At 65.8% G+C, this 24322-nt stretch carries 19 protein-coding genes; 10 read left to right on the top strand and 9 right to left on the bottom strand.

The window, feature by feature from the left end:
* Nucleotides 1–166: 166 nt before the first annotated feature.
* The 3 genes from B0I08_RS13830 (at nt 167) to B0I08_RS13840 (ending at nt 2395) form a co-directional block, all read left to right on the top strand.
* Nucleotides 167–739 (top strand): TetR/AcrR family transcriptional regulator, encoded by a 573-nt coding sequence (locus tag B0I08_RS13830; protein WP_106213821.1) that lies wholly within the window; start codon nt 167–169, stop codon nt 737–739.
* A 193-nt stretch (nt 740–932) separates the two neighbouring features.
* Complete coding sequence (locus B0I08_RS13835) at nt 933–2042, top strand: hypothetical protein (RefSeq protein ID WP_106213823.1); 1110 nt, start codon at nt 933–935, stop codon at nt 2040–2042.
* On the top strand, nt 2039–2395 hold the full coding sequence (locus B0I08_RS13840; protein WP_106213825.1) for a GntR family transcriptional regulator: 357 nt from the start codon (nt 2039–2041) through the stop codon (nt 2393–2395). The genes B0I08_RS13835 and B0I08_RS13840 overlap by 4 nt, the downstream gene beginning before the upstream one ends.
* Here the strand turns inward: B0I08_RS13840 and hrpA are convergent.
* A complete protein-coding gene (hrpA, locus tag B0I08_RS13845; RefSeq protein WP_106213827.1) occupies nt 2392–6198 on the bottom strand; it encodes an ATP-dependent RNA helicase HrpA in 3807 nt (1268 codons plus the stop codon). The genes B0I08_RS13840 and hrpA overlap by 4 nt on opposite strands.
* A gap of 85 nt (nt 6199–6283) precedes the next feature.
* Here hrpA and B0I08_RS13850 point away from each other — a divergent pair, with 85 nt between their 5' ends.
* On the top strand, nt 6284–7123 hold the full coding sequence (locus B0I08_RS13850; RefSeq protein WP_106213829.1) for an aldo/keto reductase: 840 nt from the start codon (nt 6284–6286) through the stop codon (nt 7121–7123).
* Between the two features lie 68 nt (nt 7124–7191).
* Here the strand turns inward: B0I08_RS13850 and B0I08_RS13855 are convergent, their stop codons facing one another.
* The 3 genes from B0I08_RS13855 to B0I08_RS13865 all read right to left on the bottom strand — a co-directional run bounded on the left by B0I08_RS13855 (nt 7192) and on the right by B0I08_RS13865 (nt 9975).
* Nucleotides 7192–8463 carry a Bcr/CflA family efflux MFS transporter gene (locus tag B0I08_RS13855; protein WP_106213831.1) on the bottom strand — a complete coding sequence of 424 codons (1272 nt, stop codon included), beginning with the start codon at nt 8461–8463 and terminating at the stop codon, nt 7192–7194.
* A gap of 1 nt (nt 8464) precedes the next feature.
* The gene (locus B0I08_RS13860; protein ID WP_219905678.1) at nt 8465–9298 is read right to left on the bottom strand and encodes an aldo/keto reductase; all 834 of its coding nucleotides are present in this window, start codon (nt 9296–9298) and stop codon (nt 8465–8467) included.
* An 86-nt stretch (nt 9299–9384) separates the two neighbouring features.
* The gene (locus B0I08_RS13865; RefSeq protein WP_106213835.1) at nt 9385–9975 is read right to left on the bottom strand and encodes a TetR/AcrR family transcriptional regulator; all 591 of its coding nucleotides are present in this window, start codon (nt 9973–9975) and stop codon (nt 9385–9387) included.
* Nucleotides 9976–10140: 165 nt separating this feature from the next.
* On the opposite strand from B0I08_RS13865, the gene B0I08_RS13870 reads away from it, so the two are divergent.
* From B0I08_RS13870 to B0I08_RS13885, 4 genes are all read left to right on the top strand, one after another.
* Nucleotides 10141–11391 (top strand): aminotransferase class III-fold pyridoxal phosphate-dependent enzyme, encoded by a 1251-nt coding sequence (locus B0I08_RS13870; RefSeq protein ID WP_106213837.1) that lies wholly within the window; start codon nt 10141–10143, stop codon nt 11389–11391.
* A 73-nt stretch (nt 11392–11464) separates the two neighbouring features.
* Complete coding sequence (locus B0I08_RS13875) at nt 11465–13084, top strand: ABC transporter substrate-binding protein (protein ID WP_106213839.1); 1620 nt, start codon at nt 11465–11467, stop codon at nt 13082–13084.
* Nucleotides 13085–13147: 63 nt separating this feature from the next.
* Nucleotides 13148–14161, top strand: coding sequence for an ABC transporter permease (locus tag B0I08_RS13880; RefSeq protein ID WP_106213841.1), 1014 nt, complete (start codon nt 13148–13150; stop codon nt 14159–14161).
* Nucleotides 14158–15033: an ABC transporter permease gene (locus B0I08_RS13885; RefSeq protein ID WP_106213843.1), complete on the top strand. Its 876-nt coding sequence runs from the start codon at nt 14158–14160 to the stop codon at nt 15031–15033. The genes B0I08_RS13880 and B0I08_RS13885 overlap by 4 nt, the downstream gene beginning before the upstream one ends.
* A gap of 166 nt (nt 15034–15199) precedes the next feature.
* Here the strand turns inward: B0I08_RS13885 and B0I08_RS13890 are convergent, their stop codons facing one another.
* Nucleotides 15200–16870, bottom strand: a complete 1671-nt coding sequence (locus tag B0I08_RS13890) for a dipeptide ABC transporter ATP-binding protein (RefSeq protein ID WP_106213845.1) — start codon at nt 16868–16870, stop codon at nt 15200–15202.
* 47 nt (nt 16871–16917) lie between these two features.
* A complete protein-coding gene (locus B0I08_RS13895; RefSeq protein ID WP_106213846.1) occupies nt 16918–17400 on the bottom strand; it encodes an Lrp/AsnC family transcriptional regulator in 483 nt (160 codons plus the stop codon).
* 159 nt (nt 17401–17559) lie between these two features.
* On the opposite strand from B0I08_RS13895, the gene ald reads away from it, so the two are divergent.
* Both ald and B0I08_RS13905 read left to right on the top strand, forming a co-directional pair.
* The gene (gene ald, locus B0I08_RS13900) at nt 17560–18666 is read left to right on the top strand and encodes an alanine dehydrogenase (protein ID WP_106213848.1); all 1107 of its coding nucleotides are present in this window, start codon (nt 17560–17562) and stop codon (nt 18664–18666) included.
* A gap of 166 nt (nt 18667–18832) precedes the next feature.
* Complete coding sequence (locus B0I08_RS13905; RefSeq protein WP_106213849.1) at nt 18833–20755, top strand: thioredoxin domain-containing protein; 1923 nt, start codon at nt 18833–18835, stop codon at nt 20753–20755.
* Between the two features lie 594 nt (nt 20756–21349).
* On the opposite strand, the gene B0I08_RS13910 is transcribed toward B0I08_RS13905, so the two are convergent.
* The 3 genes from B0I08_RS13910 to B0I08_RS13920 form a co-directional block, all read right to left on the bottom strand.
* Nucleotides 21350–22246 (bottom strand): sulfurtransferase, encoded by an 897-nt coding sequence (locus B0I08_RS13910; protein ID WP_106213851.1) that lies wholly within the window; start codon nt 22244–22246, stop codon nt 21350–21352.
* A gap of 90 nt (nt 22247–22336) precedes the next feature.
* The gene (locus B0I08_RS13915; protein ID WP_106213853.1) at nt 22337–22903 is read right to left on the bottom strand and encodes a CoA-binding protein; all 567 of its coding nucleotides are present in this window, start codon (nt 22901–22903) and stop codon (nt 22337–22339) included.
* A gap of 7 nt (nt 22904–22910) precedes the next feature.
* Nucleotides 22911–24245, bottom strand: coding sequence for an O-acetylhomoserine aminocarboxypropyltransferase/cysteine synthase family protein (locus B0I08_RS13920; RefSeq protein ID WP_106213962.1), 1335 nt, complete (start codon nt 24243–24245; stop codon nt 22911–22913).
* Nucleotides 24246–24322: the final 77 nt, after the last annotated feature.

Raw genomic sequence — 24322 nt, forward strand, 5'->3', positions numbered from 1 at the left:
GGGTGACCGCCCGTGAATACGAATGTATTAAGCAGTCAATCGAGGAGAATACGCTTGTATTCTTGTAACGCGCAAGTCAGCCGTGAGTGCCGGTAAGCAACGCGAGTGCCGGCAAGCAACGCGAGTGGGTAGATCGAGTGGTTGATAGGGGAGAGAAGACGTGGCCGTGGAACGCACAGATGAACTCGCGAGTGCTGCTCTGCGTATCGTCACCCGCGACGGACTCTCGGGGGTGACGTTTAGGGCCGTCGCAACCGAGTCCGGTTGGTCGTTAGGTGCGGTGCAGAAGACGTTTCGTTCCAAGAGCGACATGATCGCAGCGACCCTGCGTTACGCACAGAGTTCTGTTTCGGACCAGGTGAGTAGTGAACCCGGCCGCCCCACTCTTGCCGACTGGCTGATTGGGCTGGTGATGGCAACGCTTCCGCTGGATGACGAACGGCGTAGCGCCTGCCTCGTTGGCATCGCGTTCGCTGATCGGGCGCCGTTTGATCCCAAGATTGCCGTGACGCTCGCAAGCTGGGACAACGAGTTGCGCTCCCGCCTCACGCTTCTCGCCCGTCGAGCCCATGAAGAGGGTGAGCTCAGTCGCGCCATGAGCGCAGATGCTCTGTCCCGAGCGGTTCTGGCCTTCGCGGCAGGGCTCGCGTCGCAGCTGCTCTACGATCCGATCAGCGAAGACGCCGCCCACGCGGTAGTGAGTGCGACCATTCGAGCACTGGTCATTTCTCCGAGTTGAGCCGCGTCCGTGCAGTGCGGCGAATCTGTAGCCAATCTGTAGCCAATCTGTAGCGCTGTAGCCAATCTCTCCCGCTCCGACCGGACCGCGGCCACTTGCACTGCGCTCGCAGCACAATCTTGTGCTAGGTTGACAGCACAAGGCGGCGGCGCTGCACGTTGCATGCCTCCGCCACCGTTGTAGAGGAGACCGAATGATCCCGCCCTTCGTCTATGTCTTATTCCACAACCTTCCCGCGCTCGAAGTTGCAATCACCTTCGGATTGATCTTCTTCGCCCTGTCATGGGTCATGCCGCGTCGGTTGATCACGCTGCCCGTAATCCCGCCGTCTGTAATGACGCTGCCCGTAAACACGCTGTCCGCCACCACGCTGCCCGCAACCGTCGCTCGCCGTTCGATTCTGGTGTGGACCGGAATTGCGGGATCCCTTCTGGTTGTTGCGGTTGCGACCGTCGCCAGTGCACTTGCCGCCCGGCGCGGGGAGTACCAGTACACGGGCGTTGACGGCTGGCTGGGTCGCCCGGCGCCGCTGCTTACCGCAATCACCGTTGTCGCCGTCGCCGCTCTGGTTCTCCGCCGCAGCCGACTTCCCGAGCCAGGCGCGCGGGGGATCGCTCCGCGACGGCCATGGCACGCATTCGCGCCGCGGCCGGTGCTGTGGGCGACGGCCGTCCTTGCCACCCTCGTCGCCCTTACCGCGCTCTGGCAGTCGGTGATCGGAATGGTCGCTCCCGAAGCTGGTCCCTTCTTTGGACGGACCACGGACCATACCGATTTGCCGATCTACATGACCTTCAACCAGGGCTACGGCTACATTGCGGGGGTTGGGTGGCCGAACTATCTCGCCACGTTCGTTGTTCTCGCGATCGCAGCTGTCGTTCTCTTCCTGGCACTGCGGTCCGATGCGAACCGCCCGGTGCTCGCCCGTTCCTCCTTCGTGGGCGTGCGCGTCGAGCGCGAACAGACCGCGCGCTTGCTCACGTTGATTGTGCTCGGTGGGTTGGTGACAACGCTGGGAGCTGTGTGGATGCACGCGGGGTCCATCGGTCAGGTCAGTGTCAGCTTCGATCAACGATGGGTGTCCGAGGACGTCTCTTACCCGAGGATCCACTTCGGCGGTGGCTACGACGCATTCGCGCGCCCCCTGAACCTCGCGGGGTACGCCTTCCAGGGAATCGGCGTTGCCCTCCTGCTCAGAATCGCGACGGACACGACCCGGTCAGCGCTGAAGCTGCGCCGGGCGGGAACGGATGCGCCGAGCGACGTCGACGATGCCGCGCTCACTCCGGGTGCGCGCCGATGAGCCCACTCGCACCGCGATCCGCCGAGGACATCGCGGAACTTTTTCGGGGAGCGATCCAATCCGGGCAATTGGGCGACGGCGAACGGCTGCCGACAGTTCGCCAGACCGCGCGCGACTTCGGGATCGCGCAGGCAACCGCCGCGAAGGCCTACAAGAGCCTTGAGCAAGACGGGCTCGTCGTCACCCGCACCGCGGCGGGTACTCGCGTCGCCGCCGGCGCTTCGCGAGCGCCGAAACTCGTCGTGGAACAGGCTCGCGCGCTCGCAGATGCTGCCGCGACCTCACAGGTGTCGCTCGATGACGCCGTGGGAATCCTGCGCGCGGTGTGGGGCCAGGCCGAGAGCGAAAGCTAGCCGAGCAGCGCCTTCTGGATGCGCTGCACCGACACCGATTCCGCCGTTCCAAGGTGCTGCGCGAACAGGCTGACGCGGAATTCTTCGAGCAGCCAGCGCACGCGGACGAGATTCTCCGGAGCCTCGGCGGGCAGCGGGATCGCGCCCTTCGCCGCGGTGTACTTAGCGGTCGCCGCCTTCACCTGGGTCATCCAAACGTGGTCGCGCGCGATGTCGGACGGCAGTTTCTCCATCCGGCTGGTGATGCCCCGCAGGTAGCGCGGCAGGTGGCGCAGCTGCGTGGTTCCCGTGCGGGAGATGAAACCCGGGTAGATGAGGCCGGCGAGCTGCTCCCGGGCGTCCGAGAGGGCGGGCAGCGCGCTCATGGTGGTGGAGCTGCGCAGGGCGCGTTCGGCGTCGCGATAGGCGGCCATGGTGGATGTCACGGTGGTCACGGTCGCGTAGAGGCCCTCGACCAGCCCCGCCGAGATGGCCAGACGCGCCGCTTCGAATTCGTCGCGCGTCCAGATCAGCGCGTCTGGGGAGTGCTCGCGCAGCCCGGCATCCACCGTTGCAACAAGGCAGTCATCGAACAGGGCCTGGATGTTCTGGTACGGACTGGTGGCGAGGGCAAGTTTTTCGGCCTGGGAGAGGTGCTCGCGCACGTAGCCGAGGGGGGAAGGGATTCCGAGCAGCAGCAGCCGCCGAATGCCCGCCGCCGACGCGCGTGCCTGATCGGTGGGGGTGGACATGAGCCGGATGGAGATGCTGGTGCCCCGGTCTACGAGGGCCGGGTAGGCGCGGATCACGGTGCCGGCGCGCCGGGTGTCGACGAGCTTGGGAAGCTCGTCGAAGTCCCAGGCCGTGATCCCGTCGCGCTCGAGGGCGTGTGGGGTGGAGGCGACCGCGAGGGACTCCCGCACCCGGGTTTTCAGCTTCTGCTGCAGCGAGGGCAGGTCCTTGCTGCGCGCGATCTCCTGGCCGCGGTCGTTGATCACGGCGAAGGTCATGCGCAGGTGCGCGGGAACGCGTTCCTGTTCGAAGTCCTCGACGGTGACCGGGGTGTACGTCTTGCGCTGGATCGTCTGGGCGAGGAACTCGGTGAGCGACATCTGCTCGAGTTCTTCGGGGTCGGTGGTCGGCAGCGCCTCGAGCAGGCGGTTCGCCCAGTCGTTCGCGGGCACCACGTTGCGCCGGATCGCCTTGGGCAGGCTCTTGATCAGCCCGGTGACGAGATCTTCGCGCAAGCCAGGAACCTGCCAGTCGAAGCCCGCGGGCGACAGCCGCGCGAGTACCGCCAGCGGGATCTGCACGGTGACGCCGTCGTCTTCTGCGCCCGGCTCGAACCGGTAGGTCAGGCTGAGGCGTTGGTCACCCTGCTGCCAGGTGGTCGGAAACGCGTCCTCGTCGACCGTGGTGTTGTCGCCGGCGAGGTTCTCCGCGGTCATCGCGAGCAGGTCGGGGGTGTCTTTGCGCACCTTGCGCCACCAGCCCTCGAAGCTGCGCACCGAGTGGACGTCTTCCGGGATGCGCCGGTGGTAGAACTCGAAGACCGCTTCATCATCGAACAGGATGTCGCGGCGCCGCGTTCGCTCTTCCAGCTCGGCCAGCTCCGCGCGAAGAGCCCGGTTGGCACGGTCGAAGTCGTAGTTGCGGTCGTTCTTCGGGTCGGTCGGCCACTCGCCCTCGACCAGCGCGTGCCGGATGAACAGCTCCCGGGCGTAGGCCGGGTCAATGCGCACAAACTGGGCCCGGCGTTTCAGGATGATCGGGACCCCGTACAGGGTGACCCGCTCCCAGGCGACGGCGGCGCCCTGTTTCTTCTCCCAGTGCGGTTCGCTGTAGCTGCGCTTGAGCAGGTCGCCGGCGATCGGCTCGGCCCAGGCGGGGTCGATCGAGGCGTTCATGCGCGCAAACAGGCGACTGGTTTCTACCAGCTCGGCGCTCATCACGGCGGCCGGCTGCTTTTTGTTGACGGAGGAGCCGGGAAAAATCACAAACCGCACCTGCCGGGCACCGACGTAGTCCCGCTTCACCGCGTCGCGGATGCCGATCTGGCTGAGCAAGCCCGCAAGCAGGGATCGGTGGATGCCGTCGGGGTTCGCACTCGGCGACCCGAGGTGCAGCCCGAGCTGCTTCACCTGGCGGGTCAGCTGGCGGTAGACATCCTGCCACTCGCGGATGCGCAGGTAGTTGAGGTACTCGGCCTTGCAGAGGCGCCGGAACGCGCTGCTGCTCAGCTCGGCCTGCTTCTCCTCCAGGTAGTTCCAGAGGTTCAGCAGGGTGAGGAAGTCGCTCGTGACGTCGTTGAAGCGGGCATGCTGCTGGTCTGCCTGGGCGCGGCGTTCGAGAGGGCGCTCGCGCGGGTCCTGGATGCTCAGCGCCGCCACAATCGCGATGACCTCGCGGGTGGTGCCGTGCTGCTTCGACTCGAGCACCATCCGGGCGAGCCTCGGGTCGATCGGCAGCTGGCTGAGCTGCTTGCCGATGCGGGTGATCTGGGGGTCGGCGTCTTTGCTCGCTGCGGTGACCGCGCCGAGTTCGCGCAGCAGGTCGAGGCCGTCCTTGATGCCGCGGGAGTCCGGGGGCTGCAGGAACGGGAACTTCGCGATGTCGCCGAGGCCCAGCGAGATCATCTGCAGGATCACTGCGGCGAGGTTGGTGCGCAGGATCTCCGGCTCGGTGAACTCGGGGCGCTTGGTGAAGTCTTCCTCGGAGTAGAGGCGGATCGCGATACCGGCGCTGGTGCGGCCGGATCGGCCGGAGCGCTGGTTGGCGGATGCCTGCGAGATGGCCTCAATGGGCAGCCGCTGGATCTTCGAGCGCACGCTGTACCGGCTGATGCGTGCGGTTCCGGCGTCGATCACGTACTTGATTCCGGGCACGGTGAGGCTGGTCTCGGCGACGTTGGTCGCGAGCACGATCCGACGCCGGGTGCCGGCAGAGTTCGATGGCTGGAACACCTTGTGCTGGTCAGCGGCGGACAGCCGGCCGTACAACGGCAGCACCTCGGTGTGCGGGAGGTTGCGCCCGCGGATCGAGTCCTCCGCGTCGCGGATCTCGTTCTCGCCGCTCAAAAATACGAGGACGTCGCCGGATGACTCGCGCGCGAGTTCATCCAGTGCCGCGTTAATGCCCTCCAGATAGTCCCGGTCGACTGCGTCCTTCGCAGGAACCTCGTCCGGATCATCCGTCTCAATGGCCTCTGCAACCAACGGACGGTACCGCACCTCGACCGGGTAGGTGCGCCCGGTGACCTCGATGATGGGAGCCCCCTCGAAGTGCTTCGAGAAGCTCTCCGGGTCGATAGTGGCACTGGTGACGATGACCTTGAGGTCGGGACGCCTCGGCAGCAGCTGTTTCAGGTAGCCGAGGAGGAAGTCGATGGTGAGGCTGCGCTCGTGGGCCTCGTCGATGATGATCGCGTCGTATTTGCGCAGCAACCGGTCGCGGTGGATCTCGTTGAGCAAGATGCCGTCGGTCATCAGCTTGATGCGGGTGTTCTTGCCGACCCGGTCGGTGAATCGCACCTGGTAGCCGACGAGGTCGCCGACTTCCTGGCCGAGTTCCTCGGCGATGCGTTCGGCGATGGTGCGGGCGGCGATCCGGCGCGGCTGGGTGTGGCCGATGCTGGTGCGGCCGAGCTCGAGCAGGATCTTCGGAAGCTGTGTCGTTTTACCCGAGCCGGTTTCACCTGCGATGATGACGACCTGGTTGGCGGAGATGATGTCGGCGATGTCCTGCCGTCGCTGGCTGACCGGGAGGTCCTCGGGGTAGGTGATCACCGGGAGCTCGGTCTGCGGGAGGGGATTAGGGGAAGACATCAGCGTTCTATCTTAAGTGAGAAGGTCCGTCGCCCGCGCGCTGTCGGCACTGCGTACTGTCAGCACTGCGTGCAACGATGGATGGATGAGTACTTCGACTCCCGTTCCCACACTCACCCTCAACGACGGCCGTGACATCCCGCAATTGGGCTTCGGCGTTTTCCTGGTCGACCCGGCCGAAACAGAACGAATCGTGACCGACGCCCTCGAGGCCGGCTACCGCCATATTGACACCGCCGCCATCTACGGAAACGAAGAGGGTGTGGGCCGCGCGCTCGCCGCCTCCGGCATTCCGCGCGACGAACTGTTCATCACCACAAAGCTGTGGAACGCCGACCAGGGCACCGCGACCGCGCATGCCGCGATCGACACGAGCCTGGAGAAGCTTGGTCTCGACCACGTCGACCTGTACCTGATCCACTGGCCCACCCCGCAGAAGGATCTCTACCTGCGCAGCTGGTTGGCGCTCGAGGAGATCAAGGCGCAGGGCAAGTCCACGTCGATCGGCGTTTCCAACTTTCAGATCGAGCACCTCGAGAAGGTCATCGCCGGCAGCGACACCGTGCCCGCGGTGAACCAGATCGAGCTGCACCCGGCCTTCGCCCAGCGCGATGTGACGGCCTTTGCCCGGGCGAACGGAATCGCCATCGAGGCCTGGGGCCCGCTCGGCCAGGGCAAGTACCCCCTGCTCGAGCTTCCCGAGGTCGGGGCCGCGGCCACGGCACACGGCAAGTCGGCGGCCCAGGTGGTCATCCGCTGGCACCTGCAGACCGGCAACATCGTGTTTCCGAAGTCGAGCACCAAAGCACGCATCGCGGAGAACTTCGACGTGTTGGACTTCGAGCTGAGCGCCGCCGAGATGGCCACCATCGATTCTCTCGACGCAGGCCGTCGCGTCGGCGGCCACCCGGACGAGGTCAACTAGCAGCGCAGCGCCTCTGGTGAACGCGCCTCCGCGGCGGGGCCCAGTGCCCCGCCGCGATTCGGGGGTAGCTACACCCGAACGGCCGGTGCCGACCGGGGCTCGGCTACGGGCCAGCCGACATTACGGCGCCGCAGCATCAGGGCGAGGGCGAAAGCGACTGCCGAGGTGACCAGCATCACCAGCCCCATACCGCTGCCGGAGCTACCGGAGCCCAGCGAGGCCAGCGGAGTCACAAGCGCGGCGATGCCGAAGTTGGCTCCTCCGAGCAGCGCGGCGGCGGTTCCCGCGTTGCGATGCACCCGGTTGAGTGCGAGCACGTTGGCGCAGGGCACACTCACTCCCACGGCCGCGACAGAAAACCACACCGTCACGAGAACCATGCCGAGCGAGTCGACGGCGGTGCCAATGGTGATGCCCACGGCGGCGGCCGTCATCACCGCTGTGCCCAGGGTCAGCAGTTTCTGCGGGGCGAACCGGTGGGCAATTCGCGCGCCGAGCTGGGTTCCTGCGACGTACCCCACCGCATTCACGGCAAACAGCAGTCCGTACTCGGGCGCGCTGAAGCCGTAGTGGTCCTGAAACAAGAACGCCGAGCCCGCCAGGTAGGTGAACTCGCTGCCCCACACCATTCCGCCCACAATCATCAGGGACAGGAAGATACGGTCGCGCAGCAGAGACACGGCGCTGGTTCCGAAGGCACGGAATCCGCCGGCGGAGCGCTGAGCCGGGGGCAGGGTCTCTGGGATCATCGCAGCGGTGGCCGCCACCACCACAACCGCATAGGCAGCGAGAACCACAAAAATTCCGCGCCAGTCGACCCAGTTGAGCAGCACCGATCCGAGCACGGGCGCGATGATTGGGGCGGCCCCGTTGATCATTGCCAGGCGCGACGACAGTTTCATCATGGGTAGCCCGCTGTACAGGTCGCGCACCATTGCTGCGGCCACCACACCGCCGGCCGCGGCAGCGGCGCCCATCATGAAGCGGGCGATGGTCAGCGCGAGAATATCGGGCGAGGCCGCACACGCGAGCGAGGCGAGCACGTGGGCGCTGGTTGCGAGCAGCAGCGGCATCCGTCGGCCGACGCGGTCGCTCCACGGGCCCATCACCAGCACTCCAATCGCAATGCCCAAAGTGGTGCCCGCGAGGGTGGTCTGCACCGCCGCGGCCGTAGTTTCCAGACTCGCGGCGACGGCGGGAAACGCGGGCAGATACAGGTCGATGGTGAATGGACCAAGCGCGGTGAGGGCACCGAGCACAAAGGTCAGGCGCAGGCGCGCGCCGCGCGACAGCAGGTCGCCGGCGTGGCCCGAGGCGGTCGGCGCGGCAGGCAGGCTCACGTCAACTCAGCTTGTAGTAGTCGGGTTCGATGCTCTCGCCGCGGTCAAGCCCGTTGAGACCCGCCATGTCGTCGTCATCCAGTACAAAGTCAAACACCGCAAGGTTCTCGGCCAGACGTGCCGGGCTCGAGCTTTTTGCCACGGTCACCAGGCCGTGCTGGAGGTGCCAGCGCAGAACTGCCCGTGCCGCGCTCACCCCGTGTTTGGCGGCCACCGCGGCGATCACCGGATTGTCAAAGATGCGGCCCCGCGCCAGTGGTGACCACGATTCGGTCACCACCCCCAACCGGGTGTGATTGGCGCGGTCATCCCCCCGGGTGTTGAAAGGGTGCAGCTCAATCTGGTTGATCACCGGAATGGAGCCGCCCAGTTCGACTAGCTCGTTCAGCTGGGTGGGGGAGAAGTTGGACACGCCAATCTGGCGGGTGAGTCCTCGTTCTTTCACTGTCTCCAATCCCAGCCACGCCTGACGGTGCTGTCCGCCGACGCTGTAGGGCCAGTGGATGAGGTACAGGTCGAGGTAGTCCAGGCCGAGCCGCGCCAGCGAGGCCTCGGCGGCCCGCTGAGCGGGCTGCACACCGTGTGCATCCACCCACAGTTTGGTGGTGACAAACAGGTCGCCGCGGTCAATTCCTGACCGTCGGATGCCCTCGCCGACGCCCACTTCGTTGCCGTAGATGCTGGCGGTATCGATCGACCGATAGCCCAGCTCGATCGCGGCGCAGACGATGGACGCGGTGGTTTCGTTGTCCATGTCGAAAACCCCGAGGCCCATCCGGGGCATCAAAATACCCAGGGCCAACTCCTGTGACGCCTGCATCGATGTTGCCTGCACTGCCTCCACCTCTCGTTATTGGACGCTTGTCCTAAAAAGAGAAATAGCACACGTTGTGCTCGGGGTGCAATGCGTGTGGCGTGGGGTCAGGCGGTGATGCGGGAGAGGAACGCGTCGGCCATGGCTTTCTGGCGTGAGGGGATCATGTCGTCGGGGTACATCACAGCCTGCACCGAAATCCCGTCGATCAGGGCCTGGATCTCGTCGCAGAGCACGTCGTCCGACAGTGATGCCACGATCTCGTTGCGCGCTCGTCCGTCTAGCAGCATCGCCTTCCACCATTCGCGGCCGCCCATGATGGAGTCGCGGCGCACGGCATTGAGCCGATCGTTCACCAGCGCCTGCGACCAGAAGCTCACATCGAGGATGGCCTCGATGCGCCGCTCCGCGTCGAGGGGGAGGGCCTCGTAGAGTGCGCGGCGCACAGCTTCGATGCCCACAATTCCCTCATTAGCTTTGCTCGCTCGGTCGTAGACCTGCTGGAATGCCAGCCGGTGGGCCGAGATCAGGATCTCCTCCTTGTTGGTGAAGTAGTGCGAGAGCACGCCGTTGGAGAAGCCAGCTTCGCGAGCGATCTCGCGAATGGTCGCCGCATCAATGCCCTGGTTGGCGATCACACGCCAGGTGGCCTGGAGGATCTCGCGGCGACGTTGGTCGTGGTCGACAATCTTGGGCATTCTGGTGCCTCTCCCGGGCCGCGAATCGGACAAATCTTTATTTTGGACGCGTGACTTAATTTACCTGATTGAAACAGTCCCGATATTTATTCTGAACACGCGTCCGAAAAACTAGGTGCATACCCCGACCGTGTCTCCACGCGGGTCAACACCAAAGGAATCTCGATGACACTACTGACAACACCCCGGCTGCGCACCGCAGACTCGGCCCTGCGTGACCGCGCGCTCGCCGTTGTTCCCGGCGGCGTCTATGGCCACATGACTGTGCTGCAGCAGATGCCACCGAGCTACCCTCAATTTTACAGCCGCGGCGCCGGTGCCCGGGTCTGGGACGTGGACGACAACGAGTACATCGACTTTATGTGCGCCTTTGGGCCGATGATCGCCGGATACGCGAACCCCGTCATTGACGCTGCCGCAGCTGCCCAGCAGGTGAAGGGCGATGCCCTGGCGGGCCCGAGCCGTCACTTTGTAGAGCTCGCTGAGCTGCTGGTCGACACCGTCGCCCACGCTGACTGGGCCATGTTCGCCAAAAACGGAACGGACGCCACGTCCATCGCCGTAGTTACCGCCCGGGCGGAGACCGGTCGCACGAAACTGCTCAAGGCCCGAAAGGCGTACCACGGTGCCAATGCCTGGTTCACCCCGAACCCGGCCGGGGTCACCGCCGCGGACCGTGCCGACATCATCGAATTTGAGTACAACGATCTCGCCTCGCTCGAAGCGGCCGTCGCCGAAGCCGAGGGAGATGTGGCCGCGATTATTGTTCCGCCGTTCCGTCACGACGCCCTCTACGATCAGGAACTGGCCACGGCCGAGTTCGCCAGGGGTGTTCGCGCCATCGCCACCCGTATCGGTGCGGCCTTTATCCTCGACGAGGTGCGCACCGGATTCCGGCTCGACATGGCCGGCGCGTGGGAGCAGTTTGGGGTGCGCCCCGACATGACCGCCTTTAGTAAGGGCATAGCGAACGGCTACTCTCTCGCCGCCGTGGTTGGTGGGCAAGCGTATAAAGAGGCCGCCGCCTCCATCTACGTCACGGGCTCGTTTTGGATGGGCGGCGTCGCGATGGCTGCCGCCGTGGCCACCCTCACCCTGCTGCGCGACACCAACGGTATCCGCACAATGAACGCCGCCGGATCCGCGTTCCGCACCGGGCTCCAGAGCCAGGCGGCAGCGCACGGTTTTGGGCTGGTGCAGACCGGCCCGGTGGTGATGCCGTTCATGCGCTTTGACGACGACGCCGAGCTCCGCCAGGTGTTTGCGTTTACCGACGCGGCCGTGCGCAGGGGAGTGCTGCTGCACCCGTGGCACAACATGTTTTTCTCCGCCGCCCACACCCTCGACGACGTGGCCACGGCCCTCGAGCGCACCGACGAAGCTTTCGCGGAAACCCGCTCACTCTTTCCCCTGTAACAGCGCACCACCCACACCAGCGCACCACCTGACCTCACCACCTGTCCTCACCACCTGTCCTGAAGGAGATTTGATGAATGTTCGACGCCCCCGGCGCATCGCCTGGAAAGCTGCCATCGCCACAGCTGCCGTCGCCGTGCTCGCCCTCACCGCCTGCTCCACCGGAGCGGCCACCGTCGCCGACGGAGAGCGCCAGCTGGTAATCGCACGGGCAATGGATGTGAGCACTCTCGACCCGCAGCGCGGCTACTGCGACACCTGCCAGATTGTGCTCAGTGCCCTGTACGAAACCGTGGTGACCGTCGACCCCGAGGACACCACCAAGATTCTCCCGCGCCTGGCCACCGAGTGGACCAACAACGAGGACTACACCTCGTTCACCTTCATCCTCGACCCGGAGGCAACGTTCGCCGACGGATCTGCGGTGGAAGCTGCGGATGTGAAGTGGACCTTCGAGCGCCTGCTCAACTTGCAGGGCTCGGCCTCCTTCCTGATGGCGGGCCTCGCCTCCATCGACACCCCGGATGCGACCACGGTGACGGTCAATTTCAGTGCGCCCAACTCCGCGTTCCTCGCCATCGTCGCCGCGCCCTACACCGGCATCGTCAACAGCGAACTGGCCGAAGAGAACGGCGCCTCGGCCGCGGCGGATGCCGCTACCGCGGACGTGTCCGAGGACTGGTTCCTCCAGAATTCTGCCGGCAGTGGCCCGTACACACTGGCTGGGTACGAAGCCGGCCAGTCGGTCGAACTCACCCGCAGTGACGAGTACTGGGGTGCGGCGCCCACGTTCCCCTCGGTGCTGATCAATGAGGTCACCGACTCCAGCTCGCAGCTGCAGCAACTGCAGCAGGGCGATGTGGACATCGCGATGCAGGTCTCCTCTGACTCGATCGAGCAGCTCGCGGGCAATGCGGACGTCACGACCGAACTGGTGGACTCGTTTAACTACATCTACCTCGAGTTCGCGCCCGGCGCGGTGGGCGGCGAGGTGCTCGACGACCCGCGGGTGCGCGAAGCGATCAAGTACGCCATTGACTACGACAAGGTGATTGACGCGACCGTCGGCGGCAACGGCAAAACCCAGGGCTCTCCGATTCCCAATGGTTTTGAGGGCAGCGAAGACCAGGTCCTGCCCGAGTACAACGTCGAGAAGGCCAAGGAGCTCCTCGCGGAGGCCGGTCTCGCCGACGGCTTCACCCTCCCCGCGGCGTACCCGAAGTTCGCCGTCTACGGCGTCGACTTCGACGTGATGATGCAGTCGATCCAGCAGGATCTGGTTGAGGTCGGTATCACGCTGGAGCTGCAGCCGCTCGAGTACACCCAGTGGGCCGAGATCCTCGGGACCGACGGATCGCCGCTGACCGCCGTGTACTTCGCTCCGGACCACACCGACTCGAGCCAGTACGTGTCGTACTTCGGCATGGTGCCAAGCGGGGCATGGAGCGAAACGGCAAGTGTGGCCGGCCCGGTCACCAACCAGGCCGAGGTGGAGGGTCTGGCCACCGCGCTGACCCAGAGTGGCGCCGATCGCGCCGCAACCTACACCGAGCTGGGCAAGGAAATGGCATCGGATCTCATCATCCTGCCGATCGTCAACCCGCAGCTGGTGCTCGCCTACGCCAGTGATGTCACCGGTGTCGAGTACAGCCCCTGCTGCAACCTTGACCTCGCCGCGCTCGGCCTGAAGTAACACCACCCTTCACCCATCAGAGAGAGTCGGGGTGGGCTTCGGCCCACCCCGTCAGAGGTACCCATGACACGTTTTGTGCTCAAACGCATCGCGGTAATGCCGCTGCTGCTGCTGGGAGTGGTGACGATCGCCTTTGTGATCTCGCGCCTGCTCCCCGCCAATCCGATAGCGGCGATTGTGGGACAACGTAACCTCGGCAACGAGGCTATCGTCGCTGCCGCCGAGAGGAAGTGGGGCCTCGACCAGCCGCTGATTGTGCAGTACTTCAACTACATCGGCAACCTTTTTCGGGGGGACCTTGGCACCTCGTTTGTGACCAAGTCCCCGGTGTTGTCTGACTTGGCTGACCGGTTGCCGGCGACGCTGGAGCTGGCGTTGATGGCTCTGGTCATCGGCGCGGTGGGCGGCGTGATCCTCGGGGTTGTGTCCGCCAGCCGCAAGGACAAGTTCGCCGACCACCTCAGCCGCCTGTTTGCCCTCGTGGGCTCCAGCCTGCCGATCTTCTGGACCGGCCTGCTGTTCTTGTTTGTGTTTTACGCCCAGCTCGGCATCGCGCCGAGCCCGGGCAGACTCTCCTCCCGCGTTGTCCCGCCGCCTCACGTCACCGGCTTTTACACCGTGGATGCACTCGTCGCGGGTAACCCCGCCCTGTTCTGGGATGCTTTTAGCCATCTGCTGCTGCCCGCTTTTATTATGGGCTGGGGCCTGATGGGCACCATCAGCCGCCTGGTACGCGCCTCCATGCTGGACGAGCTGGGCGCCGACTACGTGCGCACCGTGCGGGCGAAGGGGGTCAGCGAAGGCCAGCTGATGCGCGGCCACGTACTGCGCAACTCGCTCACCCCGGTGGTGACCGTGCTCGGATTCGCGTTTGGTGCACTGCTGATGGGCGCTGTGCTGGTGGAGACAATTTTCTCCTGGAATGGCATCGGTTCCTACGCGGTCGAGGCCACCCGTGCTCTCGACTACCCCGCGATCAACGGGGTGAGCCTGCTGGGCGGCGCCGTGTTTTTGCTTGCCAACCTCGCGACGGATGTCACCTACGCCGTTGTTGACCCGAGAGTGAGACTCGTATGACCTCCGCATCATCCCTTTCCGTGCTGGGGCGTGCTTCGCGCGCGGTCGGCGCCTCACGCGGCACCGCGTGGGCCAGCGCACCGATGATTTTTGCTTACATCGTGCTGGCGTTCTGGATCCTGGTTCTTCTCGCGGTGCAGTGGATTGCCCCATTTGAACCGCTCGCTGCGGTCGGCACCCGGCTGTCCGCGCCGAGCGCTGCACACTGGTTCGGCACCGACTCGCTCGGCCGCGACGTTCTCAGCCGCACTCTCTACGGGGCGAGGGAGTCACTACCCATCGCCCTCGGCGCCATCCTCGGTGCAGTGGTTGTGGGGTGTGGTCTCGGTGCCATCGCCGGATTTTTTGGGGGTGCGGTCGACGCGGTGATTATGCGCGTGGCTGACATCACCATGGCCTTTCCGGCGATCCTGCTGGCCATGGCCGTCGCCGCGGGGCTTGGGCCCGGTCTTGGCAATGCACTCATCGCCATAATTGCGGTGTGGTGGCCGATCTACGCGCGGCTAACCCGCGGCCAGGTGCTGTCGATCAAGCAGCGCGAGCATGTGGAGGCTGCCACCGCGATCGGATCCGGTCGCTGGCGCACCCTGGCAAAACACATTCTGCCGCACTCCACCACCCCGATCCTGGTGAACGCGACCATGGACCTTGGCCAGATCATTCTCCTGGTTGCCTCTCTCAGCTTCCTCGGCCTCGGCGCACTGCCGCCGTCGCCGGAGTGGGGTGCGATGATCACTGATGGTTCGAAAAACTTCTACCAGCCGTGGATCGCCGCAGCTCCGGGCCTGGCCATGGTGACCGTCACGCTGGCGGTGAACTTCCTGGGCGACGGGCTCCGTGACGCCCTCGACGTGAAGGCCCGCCGCAAGTAACCAACGGCGGTGCGGCGCACGCAGCCAGCCGCGGCACCCCGATCGTCACCGGTACGCACAAAGGGCCGCGCCCCTCCCGCAGCACATCATGTGGGGAGGGGGCGCGGCCCTTTGTCTGCTGCGGGGTGTCCGGCGCGCGGCAGTGCGGCCGGCACCGGGACGGTGCTCAGGCGCGCGGGTCGGGAATCGCGGCCAGAAGCTCGCGGGTGTATTCGTGCTGGGCGTTCTCGAAGATCTGCTCCGGGGTGCCGGTCTCCACGATCCTGCCGCGGCGCATCACGTGCACGATGTCGCTCACCTGCCGCACCACCGCGAGGTCGTGGCTGATGAAGAGGTAGCTCAGTCCCATCTGCTCCTGCAGCTCGGTGAGCAGGTCGAGAATCTGGGCCTGCACCAGAACGTCGAGGGCAGACACCGCCTCGTCGAGCACAATCAGCTCGGGTTCCAGAGCGAGCGCACGGGCGATCGCCACCCGCTGCCGCTGCCCGCCGGAGAGCTCGTGCGGGTGACGGTCGAGCAGTGCCAGCGGAAGGGCGACCTGGTCGGCGAGCTGCTCCACCCGGGTGCGCTGCTGTTGGCGGGTGCCAATTTTATGCACCACCAGCGGTTCGCCGATGGTGGCGCCGACGGTGTACAGCGGGTCGAGCGACGCAAACGGGTTCTGGAACACCGGCTGCACCTTGCGGGTGAACGCGAATCGTTCCGCCCGCGAGTGGGACGCGATGTCGCTTCCGCCGTGTTCGATGCGTCCGGAGGTAGGTTTCTCCAACCCGAGTACCAGCCGGGCCGTTGTCGACTTGCCCGACCCGCTTTCCCCAACGATCGCGACGGTGTGCCCGCGCGGAATACTGAATCGCGAATCATCCACCGCAACAAAGGCGCGCTTGGGACTCCAGGTGCTGTCGCGAACTTGGTACTCCTTGGACAGCCCGTGCACCGTGATCACATCTCCAACGGCGCTCTCGTGGCGGCGGCGCGAGGTGGGACGGTGGCTGGTGAGGCTGGGTGCCGCGGCGAGCAGCCGGCGGGTGTACTCGTGTTGGGGATTTTCCAGAATCTGCCGGGCCGGACCGTGCTCGACGATGTCGCCGCGGAACATCACCAGCACCTCGTCTGCACGCTCGGCGGCGAGCCCGAGATCGTGGGTGATCAGAATCACGGAGGTGCCCATCCGTGCGGTGAGCTCGGCCAGCTGGTCGAGCACCTGGCGCTGCACGGTGACGTCGAGGGCGGAGGTAGGCTCGTCGGCGATCAGCAGGCGCGGCTCACACGCCAGGCCCATGGCGATGAGTACCCGCTGGCGCATGCCGCCGGAGAACTCGTGCGGAAACTGGCGAAAGCGGCGTTCCGGCTCGGGGATGCCCACCATGGTGAGCAGTTCAATCGCGCGGGCCTTCGCCGCAGCGCCCTTGGCGAGGCCGTGAGTTTCGAGAACCTCGGTGATCTGTTTACCGATGCGTAACACCGGGTCGAGGTTTGACATCGGATCCTGTGGCACCAGGCCGATACCGGCGCCACGCACGGCCCTCATCTGCGCTGCGGTCACCCGGGTCAGGTCAACGCCCTCGAACAGTACCTCGCCGGTGGCGATAGTGGCGTTCGGGGCCAGCAGGCGATTAATCGCCGCCGCGAGGGTGGACTTGCCCGAGCCCGACTCGCCAACGATGGCCAGGGTGCGGCCGGCATGTAAATCGAGTGAGGCGTTGCGCACGGCGGTGAATTCGCCTGCCCGCGTACTGAAACTGACTGTCAGGTCGCGCACCCGCAGTAGCGGCTGGCCCAGGTTGGCCTCTGTGGTGCGGGGACGCGCGTCGATGAGTACGTTTTTATCGGACATGCGACCAAAATAAATCCCGCGCGTTTCTCCTGATCGCTCAGGGTGTTTCAGTCACGTAAATTCTGGTGATGCTCGAACATCAGGCTGGTGCGGGTGGAAGCAACCGAGGTGTGCGCCGACAGGTTGTTCACCACAAACTGGCGCAGGTGGTCGGAGTCTCGGGTGGCGACGTGAACCACAAAGTCTTCGGACCCACCGAGGAAAAACACCTGCACCACCTCGGGCAGCTCCCGCATTTCTTCGGAGAAGGCAGCGATCGCCTGCCGGGCGCCCACCCTGATGTTGATGCTGATCAGCGCTTCCAAACCGAGCCCGAGGGCGCGAGGGCTGATGTCGGCGTGGAAGCCGCGAATCACTCCCCGCGCGACCAGCGACCGCACCCGGGCCAGGCAGGTGGATGCCGCGATGCCGACGGTCGCCGCCAGTGTCGCGTTGGGTATCCGCGCGTCGGCGCTGAGCAGCCGCACAATCTGGCCGTCGATCTCGTCCAGAGCGCCTACCGACCGAACGATCTCCGCTTCTGACACCATTTCTCCGCTCTCAAATGAATATTCACAAACCATATGGCGTTGCTGCCGAATTATCCGCGGTTGAAATCTAGCTGTAACGAATCGATCCCACGCTAGAGCCACGTCGTTCGCTCCAGCCAATGCTCGAGCTACCTCTCCAGACCTTGAATGGATCACCCCATGCGCATCGGTATCCCCACTGAAATCAAAAACAACGAAAACCGCGTCGCCATTACCCCGGCGGGAGTGCACGAGCTGGTGCGCCGCGGTCACGAGGTGCTGATCGAGGCCGCGGCCGGGGTGGGCTCACGAATTTCGGACCAACAGTTCGTCGCCGCCGGCGCTTCCATCGCCGCGACCGCCGACGAGGTGTGGGCTGCCGCCGACCTGCTGCTCAAGGTGAAGGAGCCGATCGCCGAGGAATACCCGCGCCTGCGCCGCGATCAGATTTTGTTCACCTACCTGCACCTCGCTGCCTCCCGCCCCTGCACCGACGCGCTGCTGGCCGCCGGAACCACGGCGATCGCGTACGAAACTGTGCAGCTGGCCGACCGTTCGCTGCCGTTGCTGTCTCCGATGAGTGAGGTCGCCGGGCGTTTGGCAGCCCAGGTCGGGGCCACGCAGCTGATGAGTTCAGCGGGTGGCCCCGGCATTTTGATGGGTGGGGTTGCCGGAACCCCCAAGGCGAAGGTGGTGGTGATCGGGGGCGGTGTTGCCGGCGAGCACGCTGCGGCGAACGCCCTGGGTATGCAGGCGGATGTCACGATCGTTGACATGTCGATTCCGCGCCTGCGTGAGCTGGAGGTTCGCTTCGGCGGCCAGGTCTCCACCCGGGTGTCCACCGCGTTCAACATTGCCGAACTAATGCGTGATGCCGACCTGGTCATCGGCTCGGTGCTTATCCCCGGAGCGCAGGCGCCGAAACTGGTCACCGACGCGATGGTGGCAACGATGAAGCCGGGCAGCGTGCTGGTCGACATCGCGATCGACCAGGGTGGGTGCTTCGAAAACAGCCGCCCAACCACCCACGACGACCCCACCTTTATGGTGCACAACAGCGTCTACTACTGCGTGGCAAACATGCCCGGCGCGGTGTCGCAGACCTCGACCCAGGCCCTGACCAACGCCACTCTGCCGTACGTTCTGCAGCTGGCGGACAAGGGGTGGCGTGCGGCGGTTGCCGGCAACGCCGCGCTCGCCCTGGGTCTCAACGTGCACGACGGCGCCATCTACAACGCCGGTGTTGCTGCCGGCCTCGGGCTGAAGCTGCACACCCTCACCGACTGACCGTCGGCGGTGCTCGCCGTGGTGGCGGGCACCGCCGACGGCCCGATGCTGCTCGGCGCTCGGTTAGCGGGCCTCGGGTTTGGAAGTTGGTTACCGGGGGCTGGGAAAACCGTTGTACTCACCCCAATCGCGGCATCCACCAATGAAGCGGTGCAAGCATGGAGAGATGCGCAACGAACTCGCCGATGCCGTCAGCCCCTACCTCCGCTCGCACGCCGCTAATCCGGTCGCGTGGCAGCAATGGGGTCCAGAGCCGTTCGCTGAGGCGGCCCGGCGCCAGGTGCCCGTGCTAATTTCGATCGGCTACTCGACCTGCCACTGGTGCCATGTGATGGCCCGTGAAACGTTCAGCGACCCAGAGCTCGCGGCGCACCTCAATGAGCGGTTCGTGAGCATCAAGGTCGACCGCGAGGAATACCCCGATGTGGATTCCACCTACCTGGCTTCGGCCGGTGCGTTCACCGAGCAACTCGGCTGGCCGCTGACCGTGTTCGCGACGCCGGCCGGTCGTACCTTCTACGCGGGAACCTACTTCCCGCCGGTTCCGACCTCCGGGTTGCCCTCGTTCCGGCAGGTGCTCGATGCGGTAGAAGACGCGTGGGTGCAACGCCGAGACGAGGTCGAGGACAACGCGGCGCAGATCGCAGGCGCGCTGGCCGCGCAAGGCAGCGGCAAGCCCGGTGTGCTGCCCAGCGCGCCGGACTTCGCCGCCATCGTGTCTGAACTGCGCGGGTACGAAGACGTCGAGTTCGGCGGATTCGGCAACGCCCCGAAGTTTCCGGTCGCGACCGTGATCGGGCTCTTGCTGCAGCGCGGCAGCGTGGGCGACCTGGACGCCGAGGCCCTCGCGCGCCGCACCCTGGACGCGATGGCGGCCTCAGAGTTGCGCGACCCGGTCGAAGGCGGGTTCTTTCGCTACAGCGTGCAGCGCGACTGGGCCGAACCGCACTACGAGCGCATGCTCTACGACAATGCCCTGCTGCTTGACGCCTACGCGAGGGTGGGGCGGGCGGATGTCGCGGACGGCATCGCCTCGTTCCTTCTCGGAGTGATGCGCCTCCCCGACGGCGGCTTCGCGTCGGCTCAGGACAGCGAGAGCACCGTCGACGGCGTCCGGGTCGAGGGCGGGTACTACGCTCTCGACGCGGATCATCGCTCCCGCCAGGTTCCGCCCGCGCTCGACGACAAGGTTCTGACCGGCTGGAACGGACTGGCGATCGGCGCCCTGGCGTCGGCCGGCGTTCGCCTGGATCGGCCCGCCTGGATCGCCGCCGCGGCCGCAGGGGCGGACAACTTCATGGAGGGCCCCGTGATCCGGGCGCGAATCCGCGAGACTATTTCGGCCGCGCGTCCCACGCTGGAGGATTACGGCATGCTCGCGAACGGCTTGCTGGAGGTCGCTCTGGCTACCGGAGAGGTTCGCTACTCGAAGCGGGCGCGCGCCATTCTCTCCGACTCGATGGCCGCGGCGGACACCGTCGCGTTCGGAGTTCCCGGAGGAGCCGACCCCGTGCTCGCCGGGCACGGACTCGCGCTCGCCGTAGACCCGAGCGAAGGCGCGTACCCGAGCGGCTTGAGTGCCGCGGCCACCGCCGCGGTCAACCTGCACCTTATGTCTGGAGACCCGCAGTTTCGCGACGCAGCGGCGTCCGCGATGGAGGTGCTCGCGCCGCTCGCCGTTGCTCGCCCGATCTCGTTCGGCTCGGCGCTCGCAGTCATGAGCGCCCTCGACGCCGGGGCGGGTCAGCTTGTTGTGGTGACGGATGCCTCGGCGCCAGCCACCCAGCAGGCCGGCATCGCGCCCGCGTCCCAAGAAGCCGACTCCCCAGCCACCGCGCAGGCCGACGTTGCCTCCGCTATCCAGCGGGCCGACGCGCTGGTTGCGCTCGCGCGCTCCATTCAGCGCAGCGGGAGTCTGGTGAGTGTGGTCACCGCGGGGCAAGCGAAGGCATTCGCCGAAGCAGGGTTCGAGCTCTACGTTGGGCGCACCCTCCGCGACGGGCAGGCGAGCGCATACCTCTGCGAGAACTTCGTCTGTCGGCTTCCGGTGACCTCGGCCGCAGACCTGCGCGCGGCGCTGGAGAAGTAGGGCGCTGCGGAAACAGGGCGCTGCGGAAACAGGGCGCTGCGGAAACAGGGCGCTGCGGAAGACGCCGCGGACGCGGACCGGGGTAACTTTCGCGTCGGTGAAGTGACATTGCCTCAGGTGTCGTGATGTGTCGCTGGCTGAGAAACGAAGTGCCACAATTCGTCGAAGCGACTTGGCTGAAGTGTCCCGTTTCGTCGATTGTCGGCGCCGAGGTGGCGCGATTGGTCGCAACGTCTTAACAAGTTGCGACCACTTGTGGCGCCTCAGCGCGGGCCTGCGGGGGCGAGCGCGAGGTGTCACGATTGGTCGATGGCGCAAGTTTATGGCGGGCGCCTCAACGTTCGTTCGGGGTGCAAGAGCCCGGGATGGCGGCGCAGTGAGATGGCGGCGCATTAAGCTCGCAGGGCAGTGATGTGGCGCTTCGGTCTACTGGGCAGCACGAGCGTGCGTCCCGGGTGGCGGCTCGAACGGCCACGCCGTTGACCGACGCGCGCGACCGACGATGGCGACAGAGGAGCACGTCGGATTTCATTGCGCGCGATCCCAACACGGAACTGGTCAGCCGACTTTCACCACCGTCCCGACTCAGGACAGCTAGCGTGTCACGACCAGTTCGGCCGCCGGGTCTGCCGCCCATTCGTTGAGCGACCCGTCGTACAGTGCGACCCGGCGCTCGCCGAGCAGAGTGAGGGCGAGGGCGGTCGCTGCCGCGGCGATGCCGCCGCCGCAGTAGATGACGATCGGTCGGTGCGGCGCCGACACGCGCGTGGGCTCGAGGATGTGCTGCAGCTCGGCGTCTGAGGCGAGGGCGTTCGTTTCTCCGTCGACGAGGCTCGCTGCCGGTATGGAGATACTGCCGGGAATGTGCCCGGCACGCTCGCGCGTCACATCTTCGCCACTGAACTCCCGCGGCGGTGTCGCGCACACCAGCGTCGCCTCAATCTCGCCGCGCACCACCGCTTCGACGTACCCCTTGTCGACCCACAACTCAGGGCGCTCGCCACCGCTGAGGACAAAGGTCGACGGTATCGCCGGTTCTGCGGGATGGCCGATGTCGAGCGGTCGTTCTTCGGCCCGCCACTTGGTGAGGCCGCCGTCGAGCACGGCGACGCGATCGTAGCCGAAGGCGCGGAACAGCCACCACACGCGCGCGGCCCACTGGCCCACGAGACTGTCGTAGACCACGACCGTCGTGGTGTTGTCGACGCCCAGCGCACCAATAGCGTCGGCGAATCGTTCCGCGCTCGGACGGGTGAATGGGTAGGCGCCGTCGGGATCGGAGAGGGCATCGATCACATCGACGAACCGGGCCTCGGGCACGTGGCCGGTCGCCACGTCGGCATCGCGGCCGCTCAGGTAGCCGGTGCTGCCGTCGGCCAACGGATGCGAAAGTACGGTGGTATCGAGAACGACCAGTTTGTCGGCGCCCAGGTAGTCAGCGAGCCACTGCGTGGACACCACGGGGGAGTGGAGTGTGGGTCCGAATGTCATGACTCCACGCTAGCCACCACTGCCGACAGACGGACAGGTCGCCCGCCTTCTGAGGTAACACGGGGGCGCCGATTGGGGCGCGAACGTGCGTCAGCGGATGGTCTTGCGCGCGCTGATCTGGCCGGTGTCGAACCCGAGGAGGTGCAGCCCGCCGTGGAAGCGGGCGTGCTCGACCTTGATGCAGCGATCCATCACAACGGTAAGGCCCTTGCTCTCGCCGTAGACGGCTGCGTCCTCGTTCCAGATGCCGAGCTGGATCCACACAGTTTTGGACCCGGCGGCGACCACGTCGTCGATGACGGAGGGGATGTCGCTGGCCTTACGAAACACGTCGACGATGTCAGGAATTTCGGGCAGCGAGGCAAGATCGGGGTATGCCTTCTGGCCGAGGATGGTGTCGGCGTTCGGGTTCACGAAGTACACGCGATAGTCGCTCGACTGCTGCAGGTAGGTACCGACGAAGTAGCTCGACCGCGTCGCGTTGGGGGAGGCCCCGACAATCGCGATCGACTTGGCGCGACGCAGGATGGCGAGGCGTTCCTTCGCCGAAGGTCCGACCCAGGTGCGCTGGGTGCGCAATAGCTTGGCCAGTGGTGAGCTGGCAGGCAGGTCGCAGGTGAGCCCGTTGCTCAACTGGGTGGTGACGGTGTCGGTCATAGCCCGATTATCCCTTCAGCGCCGCGTCGAGCGCCTGGTCGAGATCGTAAATGATGTCTTCCACATCTTCGATCCCGACGCTGATGCGGACCAGCCCCGGTTCGACACCGGCGTCGGCGAGCTGCTGGGCCGAGAGCTGGGCGTGGGTGGTGGATGCCGGGTGGATCACCAAAGTCTTGGCATCGCCGATGTTGGCGAGGTGGCTGGCAAGGTCGAGCGATTCGATGAACTTCTGGCCGGCCTCCCGCGCGCTCCGGGTTGCAGTAGCGCCGCCCGTGCTGGCACTGCCCTTGCCAGCACTGACGCCAAAGCTGAACACCGCGCCCGCACCCTTGGGGAGGTACTTATTCGCACGGTCGTGGTGCGGATGCGCGGGTAGCCCCGCCCAGTTGACGTAGTCGATGCGGGGGTCGGCGTCGAGCCACTCGGCGACCACGCGGGCGTTGTCGACGTGCGCCTGCAGCCGGAACGGGAGCGTCTCCACTCCCTGCGCGAGCAGCCAGGCGGAGTGCGGGGAGAGGGCCGGGCCGATGTCGCGCAGCTGCTCCGCGCGGAGCCGGGTGAGGAACGCGTACTCGCCGAAATTGCCGTCCCAGTTGAGCCCGCCGTACGACGGCACCGGCTGGGTGAACAGCGGAAAGTGCTCGTTCGCCCAGGCGAACCGCCCACTTTCGACCACGACACCACCGAGTGTGGTGCCGTGCCCGCCGAGAAACTTGGTCGCGGAATGGATGACGACGTCTGCGCCCCACTCGATCGGACGGTTCAGATAGGGGGTGGCGATGGTCGAGTCGATGATGAGCGGCAGGTTGTGGGCGTGGGCTACATCGGCGAGTCCCTCGAGGTCCGCGATTTCGCCCGACGGGTTCGCGATGGTCTCGGCGAAGATCAGTTTGGTTTTGTCGGTGATGGCCGCGGCGTAGTCGGCCGGGTCTGAACTGTGGACGAAGGTGGTGTCGACTCCGAAACGTCGCAACGTGACATCCAGCTGCGTAATCGATCCGCCGTACAGGTTCGCCGAGGCGACGATGTGGTCCCCGGCGCCGGCGAGCGAGGCGAAGGTGATGAATTGCGCGCTGAGACCGCTCGCGGTGGCCACAGCGCCGAGCCCGCCCTCGAGGCTGGCGACCCGTTCCTCGAACGCGGCGACCGTCGGGTTGGCCAGGCGCGAGTAGATGTTGCCGTACTTCTGCAGCGCAAACCTTGCGGCGGCGTCGGCGGTGTCGTCGAAAACGAACGCGCTCGACTGGTAGATGGGGAGCGCGCGGGCGCCCGTCACGGGGTCGGGGATGTTGCCAGCGTGGATTGCCCGGGTGCGGAATCCCCAATTGCGGTCGGAGATGTCGTGTTCAGCCATGCCGAAACGCTACCCGAGGTGTCCACTTGCCGCCGGTCTCGGCGTAACAATTCATCGGGTAC

Origin of the sequence: Glaciihabitans tibetensis (assembly GCF_003003265.1) — a bacterium.
GTDB classification, from domain to species: Bacteria; Actinomycetota; Actinomycetes; order Actinomycetales; family Microbacteriaceae; genus Glaciihabitans; species Glaciihabitans tibetensis.

What these genes read in the sequence shown, in the direction of transcription:
- B0I08_RS13835 (WP_106213823.1), top strand. Translation starts at nt 933, where the DNA reads ATGATCCCGCCCTTCGTCTATGTCTTATTCCACAACCTTCCCGCGCTC.
- B0I08_RS13840 (WP_106213825.1), top strand. Translation starts at nt 2,039, where the DNA reads ATGAGCCCACTCGCACCGCGATCCGCCGAGGACATCGCGGAACTTTTT.
- hrpA (WP_106213827.1), bottom strand. Translation starts at nt 6,198, where the DNA reads ATGTCTTCCCCTAATCCCCTCCCGCAGACCGAGCTCCCGGTGATCACC.
- B0I08_RS13850 (WP_106213829.1), top strand. Translation starts at nt 6,284, where the DNA reads ATGAGTACTTCGACTCCCGTTCCCACACTCACCCTCAACGACGGCCGT.
- B0I08_RS13865 (WP_106213835.1), bottom strand. Translation starts at nt 9,975, where the DNA reads ATGCCCAAGATTGTCGACCACGACCAACGTCGCCGCGAGATCCTCCAG.
- B0I08_RS13870 (WP_106213837.1), top strand. Translation starts at nt 10,141, where the DNA reads ATGACACTACTGACAACACCCCGGCTGCGCACCGCAGACTCGGCCCTG.
- B0I08_RS13875 (WP_106213839.1), top strand. Translation starts at nt 11,465, where the DNA reads ATGAATGTTCGACGCCCCCGGCGCATCGCCTGGAAAGCTGCCATCGCC.
- B0I08_RS13880 (WP_106213841.1), top strand. Translation starts at nt 13,148, where the DNA reads ATGACACGTTTTGTGCTCAAACGCATCGCGGTAATGCCGCTGCTGCTG.
- B0I08_RS13885 (WP_106213843.1), top strand. Translation starts at nt 14,158, where the DNA reads ATGACCTCCGCATCATCCCTTTCCGTGCTGGGGCGTGCTTCGCGCGCG.
- B0I08_RS13890 (WP_106213845.1), bottom strand. Translation starts at nt 16,870, where the DNA reads ATGTCCGATAAAAACGTACTCATCGACGCGCGTCCCCGCACCACAGAG.
- B0I08_RS13895 (WP_106213846.1), bottom strand. Translation starts at nt 17,400, where the DNA reads ATGGTGTCAGAAGCGGAGATCGTTCGGTCGGTAGGCGCTCTGGACGAG.
- ald (WP_106213848.1), top strand. Translation starts at nt 17,560, where the DNA reads ATGCGCATCGGTATCCCCACTGAAATCAAAAACAACGAAAACCGCGTC.
- B0I08_RS13905 (WP_106213849.1), top strand. Translation starts at nt 18,833, where the DNA reads ATGCGCAACGAACTCGCCGATGCCGTCAGCCCCTACCTCCGCTCGCAC.
- B0I08_RS13910 (WP_106213851.1), bottom strand. Translation starts at nt 22,246, where the DNA reads ATGACATTCGGACCCACACTCCACTCCCCCGTGGTGTCCACGCAGTGG.
- B0I08_RS13915 (WP_106213853.1), bottom strand. Translation starts at nt 22,903, where the DNA reads ATGACCGACACCGTCACCACCCAGTTGAGCAACGGGCTCACCTGCGAC.